We start from the raw sequence: 17933 nt of genomic DNA on the forward strand, positions 1-17933 counted from the left end.
GAGGCGCACCCCCAAGCGGAACGCGAGGGGGTGCGGCGCCGTGAGGAGACGGGCCTAGACCGGACGGACCTGGAGGGCGCCCAGGCCGCCGGAGGCGCCGGGGCGGCGCATGGCGACGGAGCCGTACGGGGTGCGCAGCCGCAGCCAGCTTCCGGCGGCCAGCAGGGCCACCGGGGCGGGGGCGTCGGGAGCGGGTCCGCCGGCGGGCACCGCCGACCGGACGGGCCGCAGGAAGCCCAGGGACTGCGCGGCGTGCACCGCGCGCAGCGGGAGTTCGGTGTCGCCCAGCGTCCGGGACCAGATGTCGCGGCCGATGCGGTCGCGCTCGGAGCGGGTGCGGTGCTGCGGGGGCAGCGCCTCGTCACGGGCCCGGAACTCGGCGACGGCGGCCGCGACGGCCGCCCGCATCTCCTCGGGTCCGGGCAGCCCGGGTACCTGCTGCCAGCCGCCGCGGGGCGGGAGCAGACCGGTCCAGGGCGGGCCGGTGACCGCGCCGGGCACGACGGCCGCGGCCGAGGCCTCGTCCACGTGCTCCAGGAACTCACCGGCGGAGACCGTCAGGTCCAGCGGCGTCGCGACGGGCTCGGCGAGCCGAACCGTGCGGACGGCCAGGACCTCGAAGGACGGCGGCCGTCCGAAGACGGCGAGCGCGCCGCCGCCCGCCTGGAGGCGGACCGCGGCGGCGCGGTCGTAGTGCACCAGCCGGCCCAGGAAGGCGGCGAGGTCCGCCGCCTCCCCGGAGTCGGCGAAGCGCAACTGCTCGTTCATGCCGCGAGGCGCCCTTCGGAAGCTTCGGGCACCTTCGGCTTGTCGAGGTACTCCTCCAGGAAGTGCCTCTCCTCGGCGGTGATGCGGCGGGGCCGCCCCTCGGCGAGGTTGTACGGGACGACCACGGTCTCGGCGCGCACGTAGACCGTCTCGGGCGCGTCCTCGGTCGCCTCGTCCTTGACCTCGTAGCGGATGGTCAGGGACGCGGCGCCTATCCGGGTCACCCAGGATTCGATGAGGACCGGCTCGTGACGGTGCACGAGGGGCAGCTTGTAGTCGATCTCGTGGCGGGCCACGACGGAGCCGCCCGTGAAGGACTCACTGCCCTCCCCCGGCGCGAGGCGGAACATGAAGTCGATCCGCGCCTCCTCCAGGTAACGGAGGAAGACGACGTTGTTGACGTGCCCGAAGGCATCCATGTCCGCCCAGCGCAGAGGGCACCGGTAGTGGTGTCTGGCCATGATTCTTCCGGCCTCAGCCTCGGGTCAGCTTCTTGTAGGTGGCGCGGTGCGGACGCGTGGCGTCCGGGCCGAGCCGCTCGATCTTGTTCTTCTCGTAGGACTCGAAGTTGCCCTCGAACCAGAACCACTTCGAGTCGCCCTCGTACGCCAGGATGTGCGTGGCCACTCGGTCCAGGAACCAGCGGTCGTGGGAGACGACCACGGCCGCACCGGGGAACTCCAGCAGCGCGTTCTCCAGCGAACCCAGGGTCTCGACGTCGAGGTCGTTGGTGGGCTCGTCGAGGAGCAGCAGGTTGCCGCCCTGCTTGAGGGTGAGCGCGAGGTTCAGGCGGTTGCGCTCACCACCGGAGAGCACGCCGGCCGGCTTCTGCTGGTCCGGGCCCTTGAAGCCGAAGGCGCTGACGTAGGCGCGGGACGGCATCTCGACCTGGCCGACGTTGATGTAGTCCAGCTCGTCCGACACGACCGCCCAGAGGGTCTTCTTGGGGTCGATGTTGGCGCGGCCCTGGTCGACGTACGAGATCTTGACGGTCTCGCCGACCTTGATCTCGCCGGAGTCCGGCGTCTCCAGGCCCTGGATCATCTTGAAGAGCGTGGTCTTGCCGGCGCCGTTGGGGCCGATGATGCCGACGATGCCGTTGCGCGGCAGCGTGAAGGACAGGTCGTCGATGAGGACCTTGTCACCGAACGCCTTGGAGAGGTTGTTGACCTCGACCACGATCGAGCCCAGACGCGGGCCCGGCGGGATCTGGATCTCCTCGAAGTCCAGCTTGCGCATCTTGTCGGCCTCGGCCGCCATCTCCTCGTAGCGGGCGAGGCGGGCCTTGGACTTGGCCTGACGGCCCTTGGCGTTGGAGCGGACCCACTCCAGCTCTTCCTTGAGGCGCTTGGCGCGCTTCTCGTCCTTCTTGCCCTCGACCTTGAGGCGCTCGGCCTTCTTCTCCAGGTAGGTGGAGTAGTTGCCCTCGTAGGGGTGGGCGCGACCGCGGTCGAGTTCGAGGATCCACTCGGCGACGTTGTCGAGGAAGTAGCGGTCGTGGGTCACGGCCACGACGGCGCCCTTGTACTGGGCGAGGTGCTGCTCCAGCCAGTTCACGGACTCGGCGTCGAGGTGGTTGGTGGGCTCGTCGAGGAGCAGCAGGTCGGGGGCCTCCAGCAGCAGCTTGCAGAGGGCCACGCGGCGCTTCTCACCACCGGAGAGGTTGGTGACGGGCCAGTCGCCGGGCGGGCAGCCCAGGGCGTCCATGGCCTGCTCCAGCTGGGCGTCGAGGTCCCACGCGTTGGCGTGGTCCAGGTCGTCCTGGAGCTTGCCCATCTCCTCCATCAGCTCGTCGGTGTAGTTCGTCGCCATTTCCTCGGCGATCGCGTTGAACCGGTTGAGCTTCTGCTTGATCTCGCCGACGCCGTCCTCGACGTTCTCCAGGACGGTCTTGGACTCGTCGAGCTTCGGCTCCTGCATGAGGATGCCGACGGAGTAGCCGGGCGAGAGGAAGGCGTCACCGTTGGACGGCTGCTCGATGCCCGCCATGATCTTCAGAACGGTGGACTTACCGGCACCGTTCGGGCCGACCACACCGATCTTCGCGCCGGGCAGGAAGTTCAGGAAGACGTCGTCAAGGATCACCTTGTCGCCGTGTGCCTTGCGCGTCTTGCGCATGGTGTAGATGAACTCAGCCAAGAGAAACCGTCCGGCAGATCGATGGTGGGCAGATACACCCCATCTTGCCGTACGTCCATCCCCCGGGGGAAACCCGTATGGTCAGGGCCCCTGAGCTGGGCCCTCGCCGCGGCCCCGCCCGGCGGCCCCGACCGGCGCCCCGGGCAGGCGCCCCGGGCAGGCGCCCCGGCCGGCGCCCCTGCCGCCAACGGTCACACGGGCCGAGCGGGGGTCTTGCCGACCCTTTCGATGTGTCGGTCCAGCAACGCCCGGAGCCGGTTCACGTCGGCGGGGTCCTGCGCGCCCCGCTTGGGCAGGACGGTGATCCCCGCGCCGTACTTGTCGGCGCTCAGCAGCACGAACGCCTCGGGGGTCTCGGTGTACCGCGGCGCCATCGCCCAGGTCAGGGACTGCGAGAAGGAGGTGGAGCCGACGGTGACTCCGGCCTCCGTCACCACGGCACGGAACTCGCCCTGCTTCTCGACCAGCGCCTTGTGCACCCTCTTGGCGCCCATCCGCGGACCGAGGAAGACCATCGCGAGCGCGGTCGTACCGATCACCAGCTGCAGGTAGACGCCACGGTCGCCCAGGCTCATCCCGTGCTGCAGCTTGTTCGCGGCCATCAGGAAGAAGAGCACCGCCACCAGGGGCATGATCCACCGCTGCCTGCGCCCCGAGGGGGTGAAACGCCACCGCGCCCTGATGCCCGCCGCCATGTCCGCGGCGGTCGGCCGGTACGCCAGCTCCACCTCCGTGGCCTCCGTGGCTTCCGTGGCCTCCGTGGCCTCTGCGGCCTCCGTGGCTTCCGTGGTCTCCGCGGCCTCTACCACCTCTGCGATCGCACCCTTGTCTTGATCCCCACCCGTGTTCATGGCCGGAAATGTAGCGCAGGTCAGGTACAGGTCAAGAAGGGGGTCGATGGACGCCGAACCCGGCCCGGGTCGCGTGATCACCGGGCAGGATGGTCCGGAACCCGGGGCCACGGCCTCTCGGACGGTGACGTGTACGGAGACCTGATGGAGAACGCCCTGCTCGCCCTCGCCGGCGCGGTCGTCGCGGTGACGGGGACCCTGCTCGCGCCGATCCTGTCCCAGCGCGTGCTGGGCCGCGTCCAGGCGGAACAGTTCGACCGGCAGCAGCGCGTGGCCGAGTCCCAGTGGGCGCGGGAGCAGCGCCTGGCCGAGGTGGACAAGCGGCGCGCCTGCTACGTGGCGGCGAACTCCGGCTACCGCCGCTACCGCATCGAGCTCATGAGGTACCTGTGGCTCGTCCACAAGGGGGAGGCCACCCCGGAGGGGCGGACCGAGCTGGACGAGGCCCGGCACGCGATGCACACCGCCTTCTCGGAGACCCAGATGGTCGCCTCGGACGCGGTCCTGGCGGAGCTGGACGCCATGACGGAGCGCCTCGCGGGCGCGTACGCCCGCACCCTGCGCCTGGAGGAGGGCCGGCCCTCGGCGTCCTGGTCGTTCCAGGAGATCCATGACGAGCTGCGGAGCATGGGGGACTCGTGGAAGGACATGCGCACCACGATGCGCGCCGACCTGGGAGTGGACCCCGGCCCGGCCCCTGCGGGCCGGGCCCCCGTCGAGCCCTGAGGCCCGGCAGGGCGGGCGGTTCTCGGAAGCCGCCTCTCGCAAGGCGCTCCTCAGAACGCCCCGCCGTCCTCCTCGTCCTGGGGGCGCTTGCGGAGCAGGAGGACCACGACGCCGCCCAGGACCACGAGCCCCACCGCCAGGGAGGCGATGACCGGGGTGGCCGCCGAGCTGCCGCTGGTGGCCAGGCGTTCCTCCTCGGGGGTGGCCTGGGAGGCCGGGGCCGCGCGGGTGCCCAGGGCCGTGAGGCCCGCCGGGTCGGCCGTGGCACCCGTCCCGGCGGCCTGGGGCTGCGGCCACCGCGCGTGGGCGATCGCCGTGGACGCGGACTCGCTGGAGCCGGCGACGACCTGCGCCTGCGCCGGCATCTCGCTGGTGAAGACCCTCCCGACCGGCACCTTCGTCGCCCCGTGGACGGTGACCGAGGCTGCCCCGTCGGGCGTGCCCGCGGGCACCTCGAAGTACAGCCGCGTCCCGTGGACGGCGGTGCCCAGCGGCCGCCCCTCGGCGTCCACCACCCTCACCCCCATCGCGACCGCCGCGGCGTCGGGCACGACGGAGACGCTCCGCGCCCCGGTGTGCACGGTCACCGGGCCGATCCGGGTGCCCACCGCCCCCGACACCTCGCCCGGCTCCAGCGCGAGCGAGGCCGGCGGCTCCGGAAGCCGTGCGGCCGCCTTCTGGAGGTAGTCGGCGAGCTTCTCCGCCGCCGGGTCCGCCGCCTCGACCTGCACCTTGTCCGCCAGCCGCCAGATCGCCACCTGGGTACCGGCCGCCGCGCTCTCCGCGGTGAGCGCCCCGGCCCCGGCCGCCTTGGCGAGCCCGGCCAGGTCGTTCAACTGGGGGTAGGAGTGCTCCAGGACCCAGCGGATCCGACCCGCGTCCCCGTTCCCGGCGAGCGGGCTGCCGCTCCAGCCGCTCTCCGTGTACCGGGCCTGGGGCTGCGCGCTGCCCGCCACGCCCACCCCGTACGTCTGGAGCATGCCGCCGCCGTCGACCCGCATCTCGTAGAGCCCGGCCGGGATCTGCCGTACGGATCCGTCGCCGGAGCGCAGGACCGCCTGGCCGTACGTCTTCAGCCCGTCCAGCACGGCGCTCGCACCCTCCGGTGTCCGGGGCGCCACCGGCCCGGAGTCGGCGACCGCCCGGGCGCCGGGCGCGGCGGTGAGGGCCGCGGCCAGCAGGGCCACTGCCAGCGGCCGGCGTGTGGAACCCCGTACGGAAGGAGCGGGATCAGGAGCGGAGGATGCGGGAACGGCAATCGACACAGTCTTCCCCTTCGGGCCGAAATAGACCCAGGTGCCCGTGAGTACCGGGGAATCCTATCCGTCTCGAACACTCAGACCACCGCCGCCTTCTGATTGGGCATCAGCGGGGTCTCCGTCTTCACCACGCGCCGGAAGGCCGCGGTCCCCAGGTTGAGGTCGTGCCCGATGGCCGTCGCCTCGATGTCCGCCGAGAACCACCGGTCGCGCTCCCCGTCGGCGGGGTCGTCCCGCACCCGCAGCCGCCCGTGCACCACCAGCGGTTCGCCGACCGAAACGGAGCCTGCCAGGTTCACGGCGAGCGCGCGCCGCGCCCAGACCGTGTAGAAGCTCGTCGCCCCGTTGGTCCAGGTGTCCGTGCGCCGGTCGCGGTACCTCGGCGTCACCGCGAACCGGAACCTCGCCGACGGGCCGCTCGGCGTCTCCCTGAAGTCGATCCGCGTCGCCACGAAGCCCACCAGCGTCACCTGGGTGTCGTTCATCCGGCCGCCCTCCCCCTCGTACCGTGCCCGCGCGGACCATCCGTACGGGCTACGGACCATGCTGGGGCGCGGCGCCGACACCCGCCGGGGCCTGTGGACTACTGACGGGTTGTGGACAACTTCGTCCCCCCTGCGGCGACCGTGGCGTACTGCTCGCGCACCTCGCGGTAGCGCAGCAGTTCCGCCGCCACCGGTTCCAGCACCCGGGCCCGGCCGCATCCGGCCGCGGCCTGGCGCAGTTTGCGCTCCGCGTCCTGCCCGTAGCGCCGTGCCGGGCCCCGGGCGGCGATCGAGCAGGCCCATTCCACCAGCGGCCCGCCGATGATGCCCGCCACCATCAGCAGCACGGGCGGCAGCAGCTTCGGCTCCAGGACCCCGACGATCTGTCCGACCAGCCACAGCCCGCCGAAGATCTGGAGCAGCGTCATCGCCGCCTGCCCCAGCACGGCCACCGGCCACCACGCGGGCCGCGGGGGTTTGGCGGTCGGTACCGCGACCGCCGCCCCGAGGGTCACCGCGATCTCGTCCAGCGCCTCCGGGAGCCGGTCGCCGCCGCGCACCGCGGCCTCCCGCACGGCCTGCGCCCACGGCTCGGGCAGCCCGGTGACGGCCTCGTCGGCGACCGCGCGTACGGCCTGCTCCACGCGCTGGCGCGCGGTCACCTCCTCCTCCACGGGAGCCTGCGCGGCGGAGGCGCCCCGGCCGCCGATCACGGCCAGTGCGGCCAGGCCCGCCAGGGTGCGGGGCGCGCGGCGGCTCTCGTACCACCGCCACAGCCTCAGCCACGGCGTGCCGCACGCCCGCCCCGCGTTGCGCCGCCAGGCCCGCTCGGCGGCGAGGCCGGCCGCGTACGCCCCGACGGCCTCGGCGAGCCGGTCCTCGAACTCGGTGCGCGCCGCCTCCCCGATCTCCGGCCCCGGGTGGCCGTCGGCCACGTACAGCGGGCGCAGACGCACGGCGGCGCGGTCCACGTCGGCGGAGATCCGTCTGGTCGCGGCGCCCTTCTCCTGGGTGAACTGTCCGAGGAGTTCGCGCAGTTCCCCGACGCCTTCACCCGTGAGGGCGGAAAGTCCGAGGACCGTGGCCCCGGGCTCCCCGTGCTCGCCGAGTGCGATCCCGTCCTCGTCGAGCAGGCGTCGCAGATCGTCCAGTACGAGGTCCGCGGACTCGCCGCCCAGCCTGTCGACCTGGTTCAGCACGACGAAGGTCACCTCGGCGTGCCCGGCGAGCGGCCGCAGGTAGCGCTCGTGCAGGACGGCGTCCGCGTACTTCTCCGGGTCGACCACCCACACCACGGCGTCGACCAGCGCCAGTACGCGGTCCACGTGGTCGCGGTGCGCGCCGACCGCGGAGTCCAGGTCGGGCAGGTCCACGAGGACCATGCCGCGCAGGGCACCCGCCCCGGACGTCTCGCGCGGCCGGCGGCGCAGTCGGCCCGGGATCTCCAGCCGGTCCAGCAGTCCGGCGGCTCCGTCCGACCAGCTGCACGCGATGGGTGCGGCGGTGGTGGGCCTGCGCAGCCCGGTCTCGGAGATCTGCACTCCGGCGAGTGAATTGAACAGCGTGGACTTGCCGCTTCCGGTGGCTCCGGCGATCGCGACGACGGTGTGCTGCGGTGACAGTCCGCGGCGTGCGGCCGCTTCGTCCAGGACCCGCCCGGCCTCGGCGAGGGTCTTGCCGTCGAGGATGCGGGTCCGGGAGAGGCCGACGAGCTGGCGCAGTGCGTCGAGACGTGCCCTCAGGGCCTGGGCCTCGGGGCTGAGCGGGGGCACGGCCGATTTGCCGCCGTCGCTGCCGGCTCCGGAGACGGCGCGTACGAGTGCGTCGTCGCCGTCCTCGCCCGTCCCCTCTTCGCCCTCGTCCGCCTCCGCCCGGCGCGAGCGCGCGATCAGTCCGTCGTCCCAGCGGTCGTCGGTGCGGTCGCGGTCCGGGTCGGTCAGGGCGCTCACCGCGTCACCTCTCCTTCTGCAGTACGGACAGTGCGGCGATGAGCTCGGCCTGTGGTTCCGGGGTCACTTCGAGTGCTTCCAGGGGGGCGAGCCGGCGGTCGCGTTCGGCGCGCAGTACCTGGTCGAGGTGGTCGCCGACCAGTTCCGCGCCCCGGTCGCGCAGCCGGAGGGCGGCCTGGGCGCCGATCCGTTCGGCGAGCCGCTCCCCCGCGGGGCGGGCCCGCTTGCCGCCGAGGAGGGCGGCGGCGAGGAGGGCGGCGACGCCGTCGGGGTCGGGGGCGGACTGCCGGTCGAGGGCGGAGACCTCTTCCTCGGCGAGTTCCTCCAGTACGCGCCGCCAGCGCCGGACGGCCATGCCGATGCGTTCTGCGGCTTCCCTGTCGGGGGCGGGCAGGGACAGGGCTCCCGAGGCCGGTTCGCGCCTCCAGGCCTCGGCGATGCGCTCGTCGGCGGCGGCCACGGCGCACTGGACGAGTGCGGCGAGGGAGTCGGCGAGGGAGTCGAGGAGTTCGGCGGCGCTGGTGTCGAGGGGGTAGCCGCGCCAGCGGGTGAGGGCGTCGCCGGCCAGTACGGCGCCCTGGTCGAGGCGGCCCTGGATCCGCTTCCCCTCCTTCTTGTACGCGTCCTCGACGGCGGCGGTCAGCCGTACGGCGGCGGCGTGCTGGGCGGCGACGGCCGAGGCCAGCTCCGGCATCCGCCGCGAGAGGGAGTCGAGCGCCCCGAGGGCGGTCCGCCCGACGGCGTACTGGCGGGCGGCCGGGTCCTGCGCGTGGTGGGCGAGCCAGGCGAAGAGGGGTGCGACGGCGCTGGCGGGGAGCAGGCCGCCGCCGCCCGCGGATTCGGGCAGCTCCGGCACGGTGAAGCGCGGCAGGTCGCCCAGCCCGGCCCGGGTGAGGAGCGCGGCGTACTGGCGCGAGACCTCGGCGAGCACCTGGTGCGGGACGCGGTCGAGGACGGTGATGAGCGTGGCCTTGTACTGCTTGGCGGTGCGCAGGAGGTGCCAGGGGACGGCGTCGGCGTACCGCGAGGCGGTGGTGACCATCACCCAGACGTCGGCGGCGCAGATGAGCTGGGCGGCGAGGTTGCGGTTCTCGACGACGAGGGAGTCGATGTCGGGGGCGTCGAGGATGGCGAGGCCGCGGGGCAGGGTGGACACGGTCTCGATGCGCATCTCGCGGACCGGTCGGCCGGCGACGGGGCCCCGTCCCGGGTCGCGGGAGGACTTGCGGGGGGCGGGCGGTCCTTCGTCCTCGTCGTGCGGCACCCAGACCCGCATCAGGTCGGGCAGTACGCGCATCCCCGCGAACCAGTGGTGGTCGTCCGGGTGGCAGACGAGCACGGGGATGCGGGTCGTGGGCCGGAGCACTCCCGCTTCACTCACCTGGCGGCCGACCAGGGAGTTGACGAGGGTGGACTTGCCGGCTCCGGTGGACCCGCCGACGACGGCGAGCATCGGCGCCTCGGGCGCCTTCAGCCGGGGTACGAGGTAGTCGTCGAGCTGCGCGAGCAGCTCGGCTCTGGTCTGGCGGGCGCGTGGGGCGCCGGGCAGGGGCAGCGGCAGACGCACGGACGCGACCCGGTCGCGCAGGGCGGACAGGGCATCGAGCAGCTGAGGCCGAACATCCAAGGTCACCACATGCGAAGAATGCCCAATTTAGGACCATTTTTGAAGCTTATAAGTCCTCTGCGCGCCGAGCGCCACCTCAGGGGACATCCTGGACACAGTGGACGAGTGGGGCGCAGGCATAACGAGTGCACAACACCAAGGGCGCGGCGGCGCAAAAGCGATGCGTGAATCGCACCTGCCTGCGATTATCGGGACCGCTTCACCGAACCTACACATCGTGGCACGCGGGTGAAGCAACCGGGACAAGGCAGCCGGAGCCCTATCCTTGACCCGGCGCGGCCCACAACGGCCACCTTCCGGCCCCCGTAGCTCAGTGGATAGAGCAGGTGCCTTCTAAGCACTTGGCCGCAGGTTCGAGTCCTGCCGGGGGCACACCTTCTCCATCGGATCACCCGGTTCTCCACCGGATCACCCGGCAGCCGGCGCCGCGGCGGGCACCGGGGATTTTCGCCATGACGGCGACGGGCCGGGACGGTCTCATTAAGATCCACTGAATGAGGATCCTCGCCGTGACGGCCGACCGGCGGACGTCCGCCTCGTCCCCCGCGCCGGGCGGGGCTTTCGCCGCGCCCTCCACCCCCGCGGTCGGGGGCGTCGGAGAGGAAAGGGACGGTGGGGGCCATGGACGAGCTTGATGCGGCGATCATCAGGAACCTGCAACTGAACGCACGGCAGTCCAACCGGGAGTTGGCCCGCCGTGTCGGGGTGGCACCGTCCACCTCGCTCGAACGCGTCAGGATCCTGGAGGAGCAGGGCGTCATCACCGGTTATCGGGCCGAACTCGACCTGGCCGCGCTGAACCGGGACTACCAGGCCTTCGTCGCCGCGCAGGTCCGTCCCCTCAACCGGGCGGTGATCACCGCGTTCGAGGAGTCGGTCGGCAAACTCCCCGAGGTCCTCGGCGTCTTCGTGGTCGCGGGAAGCGACGACTTCCTCATCCACGTCGCGGTGCAGAACAACGAGGCCCTGCACGCCTTCCTGATGGACCGGCTCAGCCAGCGCCGCGAGATCGTCGGATTCAGAACGATCGTGATCTTCCGGCACTCGTCCCCACCGCTGATCTCCGCGCTGCCGGACGCGGAGCCGAAGCGCACGGGCGGGGGCGTGCGCGGGCGCAGGGGGCGCCGGGCGCGCGCCGTCGAGGAAGCGGGCGCGGACGACTGACGGCGCGGGCGCGTCAACGGGTGGCGGAGGGGACGTCTCCGGTGAGTTCCCCTTCCGCGGCGCGGGTTCCCGAGCGCACGTACAGCATCGCCGCGCCGCCCACCAGCACCGGCAGGATCAGCAGCCATCCGCTGAACGCCATGACCACCACGGTGAACACGGTCGCGACGAGCGCGCCCCACCACAGCGGTGTGCCGCGGCGCAGCAGCCTCAGCGAGGCGGCCATCCCTGCGGCCGTTACCGCGGCCAGGAACGCGGACGTCGTGCGCATCAGCGGATCGATGCCCAGCGGGAGCAGCCACGCGACGAGCGCGAACGCCCCGGTGAGCACCGCCTGCACGGTCAGGCTGCGCCGGGGGACCTGCCCCGCGCCGCCGCCCTTCGCCAGCAGGCCCGGCAGCGCCCCGTCCCGGCCGAGGGCGGCCCCGAGCCGGGCCGCCCCGGCGATGAAGGTGTTCACCGCCCCCAGGCTCAGACATACCGCGGCCGCCGCGGTCAGCCCGCGGGCGCCGTCCCCGAGCCCCGTCACCAGCAGGTCCATCAGGGGCACCGCGGAGGTGCGGGCCCCGTCGCCGAGCACGCCGATGGTGACGAACGACAGGCCGAGGTAGAGCGCCCCGACGATCGACAGGGTGATGGCCGTGGCGCGCGGAAGGTGCCTGCGGGGATCGGCGAACTCGGCGGAGAGGTGGCTGGCCGCCTCCCAGCCGCTGAACGCGTAGAAGAGCACCAGGGCGGCGGAGCCCACGGACAGCCACCCGTCCGGCATGAAGGGTGTGAAGCGGTCCGCGGAGACGTGCGGAAGGGCGAACACGGTCGCCCCCACGAGCAGCAGCACCAAGAGGCCGGCGAGCGCCAGTTGGAGCCGGCCCGACACCTGGAGCCCCGCGTGGTTGGCGGCGACGGCCACGGCCAGGATGACCGCGGCCGCCCCGTACTCGGCGCCCCGCGGCAGACCGAGCACCGCGACGAGGTAGTTGCCACCGGCCAGCGCGCCGGCCAGGACCCCCACCGGGACCGCGGCGTAGAACAGCCAGCCGACGCAGGCCGAGGCCCGGGGCCCGAACGCCCGGGCGACGAAGGACGACACGCCGCCGCCGTCGGGGTACCGGGCGCCCAGGGCGGCGAACGTCAGGGCGACGGGAACGCCGAGCAGCAGCAGGACCGCCCACGAGATCAACGAAGCGGGCCCCGCGGCGGCCGCCGCCAGGGCGGGCAGGGCCAACACCCCCGGTCCCAGCACGGCCCCCATGTACAGGGCGGTGCCCTGTCCCAACCCCAGACGTCCCCCGTGCACGGCTGTTCCCCTTCCCCGCGACGTGCTCCCGACCCAGGTCGGGGCGTGCCCGTTCGGGCCACGCGGAGTGGAGCCTAGGGAGCGATCCGGGGGTCGGGAACGGGCACCGTACGAACGTGCGGAGAGAAGCCCGGATCGCTGCCGTCGCCGACCGTGTGGCGGGCCTGGGAGCCGGATCGGCGGCCATTTGATCGCACGGTCGTGGGGCGTCGGCGGGTGGGAACACCGGGCGTGCGCCCACCCGCCGTGTCCGTCCGGCCACCCGGCTGGGGGCCGTTCGGCTTCACTCCGCCCGGACGAGCCGTCCGTACGCCTCCGACAGTCGCGAGGTCACCTTGCCCACCGCGTACGCGCGGTCGTCGACGGCGCTGACCGGCTGCACCTCGTACGCCGTGCCCGTGAGGAAGACCTCCTCGGCGCGGTCGAGTTCGGCCGGCTCGATCCGGCGTACGACCACCTCGACGCCCAGTTCGGCGGCGAGCGCGATGACCGTCCGCCGGGTGATGCCGTCGAGGAAGCAGTCGGGTGTCGGGGTGTGCAGGGCGCCGTCGATCACCAGGAAGAGGTTGGCGCCGGTGGCCTCGGCGAGGCCGCCCCGGAGGTCGAGGAGCAGGGCGTCGTCGTAGCCCGCCGCCTCGGCCTCGTCGCGGGCCAGGGTGCAGATGTTGTACAGGGACGCGGCCTTGGCCCGGACGGGCGCCGTCGCGGGGTCGGGGCGGCGCCACGTGGAGGTCCGCAACCGTATGCCCCGGCTCGCCGCCTCGGCGGAGAACACGTGCGGCCACTCCCACGCCGCCACGGCGACGTGCGCCGTGGTGCCGGCCCCGGACACGCTGATCTGCTCGCTGCCGCGCCAGGCGACGGGCCGGACGTAGCCGTCCACGATGCCCTCGCGCCGTACGAGTTCCCGCGCGGCGGCGTCGAGGGCCTCCGCCGTGAACGGGAGCGAGTAGTTCAGCTCCCGGGCCGAGGCGCACAGCCGCTCGGCGTGCTCCGCGGACTTGAACATGCGGCCGCCGTAGACGCGGATGCCCTCGAAGACGGCGCCGCCGTAGTGCAGGCCGTGGGAGAGCACGTGCAGCCGGGCCTCGCGCCAGGGCACGAAGCGCCCGTCGAGCCAGATGGTTCCGTCGCGATCGTCGAAGGGAGCCAGCGGACCGGTCACGAGGCGGCTCCTTCGGCGGTCGCGGGGGCGTAGTCGATGCGGACGGCCCGCTCCAGGTGCGCGTGGAACTCCTCGGCCTCCGCGATGCCCTCGTGTCGGGACAGCACGAAGGCCGGGTAGCCGGTGAAGTCGGGGTAGGGGCGCACCACGTCGCCGGGAGCGAGCATCTGCACGACGTGGTCGACGCGCGGATCGGCCCGTACCCCGTCGAGCCCGTGGACGGCCGTGATCGTGCCGTGCCCGCCGCACGGCACGATGTAGTTGGCCGCCGCGGCGACGGGCTCGGCGAGGCCCTCCCGGACCGTGACGGTGGGCGGCAGGCCCGCCGCGAGGCGCAGCGCCTGAGCGGCGAAGTCGATGCCGGTGACGTGTCCGGCGATGTAGTGGGAGACGCCGGAGCCGCCGATCCGCGCCCCCATCTCCAGCAGGTAGGGGGTGGAACCGCCGCGCAGGCGCAGCTCGGTGTGGGTGGGGCCGTACGAGACGCCGAGCGCGGCGTGGGCGGCGGTGACCTCGCGCACGACGTCGTCGCGGACGGCGTCGGGGAGCGCGGCGGGCGCACGGTAGACGCTCTCCTCGAAGTACGGGCCCTTCGGGTCGCCCTTGTAGCCGATGGACAGGACCTGCACCCGGCCCTCGTGGACCAGGGACTCGACGGCGTACTCGGGCCCGTCCAGGTACTCCTCGACGATCAGGCCCGCGCCCCCGTCGGCGGTGCCGGCGGAGACCCGGCGGACCTCCGTCACCACCGCGCCGAGCGCGGCGGAGGAGTCGGCCCGGGTCACGCCGAGGCTGGACATGCCGAGCGCGGGCTTGACGACGACGGGGAAGGTCAGGCCGGCCGACTCCACGGTCGCGGCGGGGTCGTCGGCCGGGTCGAGGCGGACGAAGCGGGGCACGTTCAGTCCGGCCGCCGCGAGGCGCTCGCGCATGACCCGCTTGTCCTGGGCGCTGCGCGCGACCTCCACGCCGATGCCGGGCAGGCCGAGGAGCTCGGCGGCCTCGGCGGCGAAGGGCACGAGGGGGTCGTAGAGGGTGACGACGCCGTCGAACGGGTCGGTCTCGTGGCGCTTGCGCAGGACCTCCAGTGCGCCGGCCGGGTCCGCCGGCAGGTCCAGGTGCAGCAACTCGACCACGGCCGCGGGCAGTCGGTCCGGGTCCACCCGCTCGTCGGGGCGCGGGACGAGGACCAGGTCGATGCCGGCGCGCTCGGCGGCGTCGAAGACCCAGGGCAGGCCGGCGCGCTGGTGGAGCAGGACGAGGGTGGGGCGGGAGTCGGTCACGACGGGTTCCTTGGCGCGGTGGTCTCCGCCGCGACGGCGGAGGAGGGGGACGGATCGGAAGAACCGGAGGGGTGGGGGGCTGCAGCCGGGGCGGAGGTGCCGGCGGAGGTGGAGGCGGAGGTGCCGGCGGAGGTGGAGGTGGAGGCGGGGGCGGGGGCCTCCGCGGCGGTCCCTGCGCGGGTCCCGCCCACCGTGAGCCACACCCCGGCGGCCGACGCGGCGATCAGCAGCACGGACGGTGCTCCCGGCGCGGCGGCCGAGCCCAGGGCCCATTCGCCGAGCCGCACGAGGAACGGAACGGCCAGCCCCAGGGCCGAGGTGAACAGCGGGCCCTTGCGCAGGATCAGCTCGTGGGAGATGAGGAACACGGGGGCGGTGAGGACCCCGCCGAGTACGGCCACGCCACCCCAGTCCGCGGCGGACACCCCGCCAAGCGGCACGAACAGCACCGCCGTGAGGCCGAGCATGAGCGTGCCCGCCCCGGTGACCGCGGGCAGCGCCGCGAGCGCCGGCACGTCCGCCATGCGCGCGCGGTACACGTATCCGTAGAAGGCGTACGTGAAGGTCCCGCCGAAGGCGAGCAGCCCCCCGGAGAGGAGGGCGCCCGTCCCGGGCCCGCCCCCGGCGGCCGCGGCGCCGTCGGCCAGCAGGAAGCCGACCGCGCCGCAGCCCGCGAGCACCGTGCCCAGCACCTTGCGGCGCGAGTTCGCCTCGCGGAAGGCGAGGACGCCGACGACGAAGGTGATGCAGGGCAGCAGCGAGACGATCAGCCCGACCCGCGAGGCCCCGACGTACCGGGTCCCGAGCAGGGTCCCCGTGTAGTACGCGAAGAACCCGAGGAAGGCCAGGACCAGTACGGTCCGGGGTCGGGCGGCGGCGGTGCGGACGCCGTTGCGGCCGCGTGGGGTCAGCACCGCGAACAGGGTGATCGCCACGAAGGCCGTGGCGGTGCGCCCGGCGGCCACCGCGAGCGGCGGCACCCCGGCGACCAGGTGCCCGGAGAGCAGCCAGCCCGCGGACAGCAGTACGACCATCCCGACCGCGAGGGCCGGTACGACCGCGCGCCCGCCCCCGCCGCCGGGTGCGTGGCCGGAGGGGTGGGCGGGTGCGTGGCCGGAGGGGCGGCCGGACGGGCCCTGGGTCACCATTCCGCCCGGGCGAACTCCAGCGGCGGCAGCCGGTCCAGGTCGGCCTTGGCCCGGAGCAGTACGCGCTGGTCCTCGGTGAAGGCGTACCGCTGCCCGGGCTCGCCCTCGGGGAGGTACCGGCGGACCATCTCCTTGGCCCTGGCCCGGTATTCGTCGTCGGTGGTGACCTCGGCCTCCAGCTTCTCCATGGTGGTCACGTACGTGCGCAGCGCCTCCAGGGCCTGCGCGCGGTCGAGCCGCAGGAGCCCGCCGTCCTCGGGCGAGCCGACGAGGGCTCCGTGCTCGCGGAACCAGGAGTACAGGAAGACGCCGGTGCCGGAGTCGAAGTTGCGGGTGGCGTCGTCGGCCTGTGGGTAGCGGAAGACCCGTTCCAGCAGGATCATGTCGATCTGCTCGTCGGCGAAGGGCACGAGGCCGCTGTCGGCGCAGGCGAGCACGGTCTTGGCGTCGACCTTGATCTCCTCCAGGAGTCCGACGAACCAGTTCATCTTCAGGGAGATGTTCTCGTCGAACGGCCACAGGCCCTGGTAGTGCATGGAGTCGTGGAGGTAGCCCCAGATGGCGCGGGCCTCGTAACAGACCTCGGCGGTGAGGCCGGTGGAGGCGCGCGGCAGCGACTGCGGGGTCAGGACGGCCGCGGCGGCGGGCAGCGCGTACGTCTCGTGGATCTTCCGCATCTTGCCGAAGAAGAACATGGCGTACGGCTGCTCGGTCACCTTGTCGTGCGCCGCAACGTTCTCGGGGAAGACGACGAGGCAGGCACCGTGGGCGAAGCCCTCGCTGCCCGTGATGAGCACGAGGGCCTGGCAGTTGTTCTTCGGGTGCGGGAAGTCCCCCGCCATCTGCGCGAGGGCGTCGGGTTCCTTGCGCAGGGCGAGGAAGCAGTCGAGGCGCTTGCCCACGGGCGGGGCGCTGTTGGTGGTCTGGACGGGGGCGAGGAAGAAGACCGGTTCGCCGTCGGCCGGCGCCCGCAGGGCGTCGCGGGAGCGGGCGAAGTGGGGGCGGGAGCCGAGTCCGGCCGCCAGCCAGGCGTCCACGTCGGCGACGAGCGCGTCGGCCTGACCGCCGAGGCCGTGCCGCCGGTACCAGGCGGCCGCCGTGTCGCGTATCCGGCCCAGCAGCTCGGCGTCGTCGGCGGTGGCGTCGGGGACGGTGCCGTCGTCCTGCTGGCGGGTACGGAAGCGGTTGACCAGGGGGATGAGGGTCCGCGTCAACAGGTCGGCCTCGGCGAGGAGTTCCACCGGGACGGGGGCGGCGGCGGGGGCGAAGGGCGCTGCGCCGGGAGCGAAGGGCGCTGCGCCGGCGGCGAAGGGGGCCGGGGCGGTCATCGGGCGGCTCCCGCGGAGAGCCGGAGGTCCGCGTCGGCCTCGACGGCGAGCACCTGGTGGACGGTGAACACCATCGGGACGGCCCCGAAGTCCCGCAGGACGCGCAGGCCGCGCTTCTCGGCCGCCACGATGGTGGTGATGCAGCCCTCGACACGGCCCTCGGCGCAGTCGATGGCGGCCTGCGAGTTGCTCAGCACCTCGTGGATCTCGGCGGTGGCGGGCACGAGGCCCTTGGGTGCCGGGTGGGAGGCGACGGTGGCGGGAACCCGCGTACCGCTGCTGGCGAGCACCATGTTGTGGGTCGGCATGACGAAGCTGTCGATCATGTGTAACCGGTGCAGGTTGGAGAAGACCAGCGTGTGCAGCGCCGGGTAGACGGCGCAGGCGGTCAGCGCGTGCCGCCCGTCGTCGGGTACGGCCTCCAGCGCGGCCTCTATCGACGAGTGCAGTTCGACGGTCCCCTCGACGCCGCGCCTTCTGAGCCATTCGTGCGAGGCGGCTTCCAGATTCGTGCCGTGCGGACCGAGCGTGTGCAGGTGACGGACCTCGTCGGGACGTGCGTACATCGTTTTCGATTTGCCCTTCCTGTGGTTCCGGTGGGCGGCTTCCTCAACGAACGGGAAGCGCCGCGGCCTTCGCAAAAGCGAGTGGCGCGATGTTTATCCTCCCACCCTGGATTTCCATCAGGGCAACGGGGGTTGGAGTGCGACTTTCCGTGCCGGAAACCTCCGAGATGGCACCCAA

16 protein-coding genes and 1 tRNA gene are annotated in these 17933 nt (G+C 73.1%); 3 read left to right on the top strand and 14 right to left on the bottom strand.

The genetic code is table 11. The annotated features are described in order from the left end of the window. Window positions 1-54: 54 nt before the first annotated feature. The 4 genes from ACFYZL_RS13245 to ACFYZL_RS13260 all read right to left on the bottom strand — a co-directional run bounded on the left by ACFYZL_RS13245 (window position 55) and on the right by ACFYZL_RS13260 (window position 3758). Window positions 55-768, bottom strand: coding sequence for a hypothetical protein (locus ACFYZL_RS13245; protein WP_384745693.1), 714 nt, complete (start codon window positions 766-768; stop codon window positions 55-57). Further along, window positions 765-1229: an acyl-CoA thioesterase gene (locus ACFYZL_RS13250; RefSeq protein WP_384745695.1), complete on the bottom strand. Its 465-nt coding sequence runs from the start codon at window positions 1227-1229 to the stop codon at window positions 765-767. Before ACFYZL_RS13250 ends, ACFYZL_RS13245 begins: the two co-directional genes overlap by 4 nt. Window positions 1230-1242: 13 nt before the next feature. Further along, window positions 1243-2907 carry an energy-dependent translational throttle protein EttA gene (ettA, locus tag ACFYZL_RS13255; protein WP_384745697.1) on the bottom strand — a complete coding sequence of 555 codons (1665 nt, stop codon included), beginning with the start codon at window positions 2905-2907 and terminating at the stop codon, window positions 1243-1245. 191 nt (window positions 2908-3098) lie between these two features. Next, window positions 3099-3758, bottom strand: a complete 660-nt coding sequence (locus tag ACFYZL_RS13260) for a YcxB family protein (protein ID WP_388678693.1) — start codon at window positions 3756-3758, stop codon at window positions 3099-3101. Window positions 3759-3902: 144 nt separating this feature from the next. Between ACFYZL_RS13260 and ACFYZL_RS13265 the strand changes: the two genes are divergently transcribed. Further along, window positions 3903-4484, top strand: coding sequence for a hypothetical protein (locus tag ACFYZL_RS13265; RefSeq protein WP_384745701.1), 582 nt, complete (start codon window positions 3903-3905; stop codon window positions 4482-4484). 50 nt (window positions 4485-4534) lie between these two features. On the opposite strand, the gene ACFYZL_RS13270 is transcribed toward ACFYZL_RS13265, so the two are convergent. From ACFYZL_RS13270 to ACFYZL_RS13285, 4 genes are all read right to left on the bottom strand, one after another. Further along, complete coding sequence (locus ACFYZL_RS13270) at window positions 4535-5749, bottom strand: TQXA domain-containing protein (protein ID WP_388678696.1); 1215 nt, start codon at window positions 5747-5749, stop codon at window positions 4535-4537. A gap of 71 nt (window positions 5750-5820) precedes the next feature. Beyond that, window positions 5821-6228: a single-stranded DNA-binding protein gene (locus ACFYZL_RS13275; RefSeq protein WP_388678699.1), complete on the bottom strand. Its 408-nt coding sequence runs from the start codon at window positions 6226-6228 to the stop codon at window positions 5821-5823. A gap of 98 nt (window positions 6229-6326) precedes the next feature. Then, window positions 6327-8177, bottom strand: a complete 1851-nt coding sequence (locus tag ACFYZL_RS13280; RefSeq protein ID WP_384745705.1) for a GTPase — start codon at window positions 8175-8177, stop codon at window positions 6327-6329. A 4-nt stretch (window positions 8178-8181) separates the two neighbouring features. After that, window positions 8182-9813: a dynamin family protein gene (locus ACFYZL_RS13285; protein ID WP_384745706.1), complete on the bottom strand. Its 1632-nt coding sequence runs from the start codon at window positions 9811-9813 to the stop codon at window positions 8182-8184. A gap of 290 nt (window positions 9814-10103) precedes the next feature. Between ACFYZL_RS13285 and ACFYZL_RS13290 the strand changes: the two genes are divergently transcribed. Both ACFYZL_RS13290 and ACFYZL_RS13295 read left to right on the top strand, forming a co-directional pair. Further along, window positions 10104-10176: transfer RNA gene (locus ACFYZL_RS13290), tRNA-Arg, on the top strand. Between the two features lie 249 nt (window positions 10177-10425). Beyond that, window positions 10426-10968, top strand: coding sequence for an Lrp/AsnC family transcriptional regulator (locus tag ACFYZL_RS13295; RefSeq protein WP_384745708.1), 543 nt, complete (start codon window positions 10426-10428; stop codon window positions 10966-10968). A gap of 13 nt (window positions 10969-10981) precedes the next feature. On the opposite strand, the gene ACFYZL_RS13300 is transcribed toward ACFYZL_RS13295, so the two are convergent. From ACFYZL_RS13300 to ACFYZL_RS13325, 6 genes are all read right to left on the bottom strand, one after another. After that, window positions 10982-12265, bottom strand: coding sequence for an APC family permease (locus ACFYZL_RS13300; RefSeq protein WP_384745710.1), 1284 nt, complete (start codon window positions 12263-12265; stop codon window positions 10982-10984). Window positions 12266-12548: 283 nt separating this feature from the next. Next, the gene (locus ACFYZL_RS13305; protein WP_384745712.1) at window positions 12549-13430 is read right to left on the bottom strand and encodes a branched-chain amino acid aminotransferase; all 882 of its coding nucleotides are present in this window, start codon (window positions 13428-13430) and stop codon (window positions 12549-12551) included. Continuing rightward, window positions 13427-14713, bottom strand: a complete 1287-nt coding sequence (locus ACFYZL_RS13310) for an ATP-grasp domain-containing protein (RefSeq protein WP_388678705.1) — start codon at window positions 14711-14713, stop codon at window positions 13427-13429. Before ACFYZL_RS13310 ends, ACFYZL_RS13305 begins: the two co-directional genes overlap by 4 nt. Beyond that, a complete protein-coding gene (locus tag ACFYZL_RS13315; RefSeq protein ID WP_388678708.1) occupies window positions 14710-15861 on the bottom strand; it encodes an EamA family transporter in 1152 nt (383 codons plus the stop codon). Before ACFYZL_RS13315 ends, ACFYZL_RS13310 begins: the two co-directional genes overlap by 4 nt. Further along, window positions 15855-17189, bottom strand: coding sequence for a DUF6421 family protein (locus tag ACFYZL_RS13320; protein ID WP_388678710.1), 1335 nt, complete (start codon window positions 17187-17189; stop codon window positions 15855-15857). The genes ACFYZL_RS13315 and ACFYZL_RS13320 overlap by 7 nt, the downstream gene beginning before the upstream one ends. Beyond that, window positions 17186-17755 carry a bacilysin biosynthesis protein BacA gene (locus ACFYZL_RS13325; RefSeq protein WP_384745717.1) on the bottom strand — a complete coding sequence of 190 codons (570 nt, stop codon included), beginning with the start codon at window positions 17753-17755 and terminating at the stop codon, window positions 17186-17188. Before ACFYZL_RS13325 ends, ACFYZL_RS13320 begins: the two co-directional genes overlap by 4 nt. Between the last annotated feature and the right edge of the window lie 178 nt (window positions 17756-17933).

The organism is Streptomyces sp. NPDC001717 (genome assembly GCF_042892775.1).
In the GTDB taxonomy this organism is placed as follows: Bacteria; Actinomycetota; Actinomycetes; order Streptomycetales; family Streptomycetaceae; genus Streptomyces.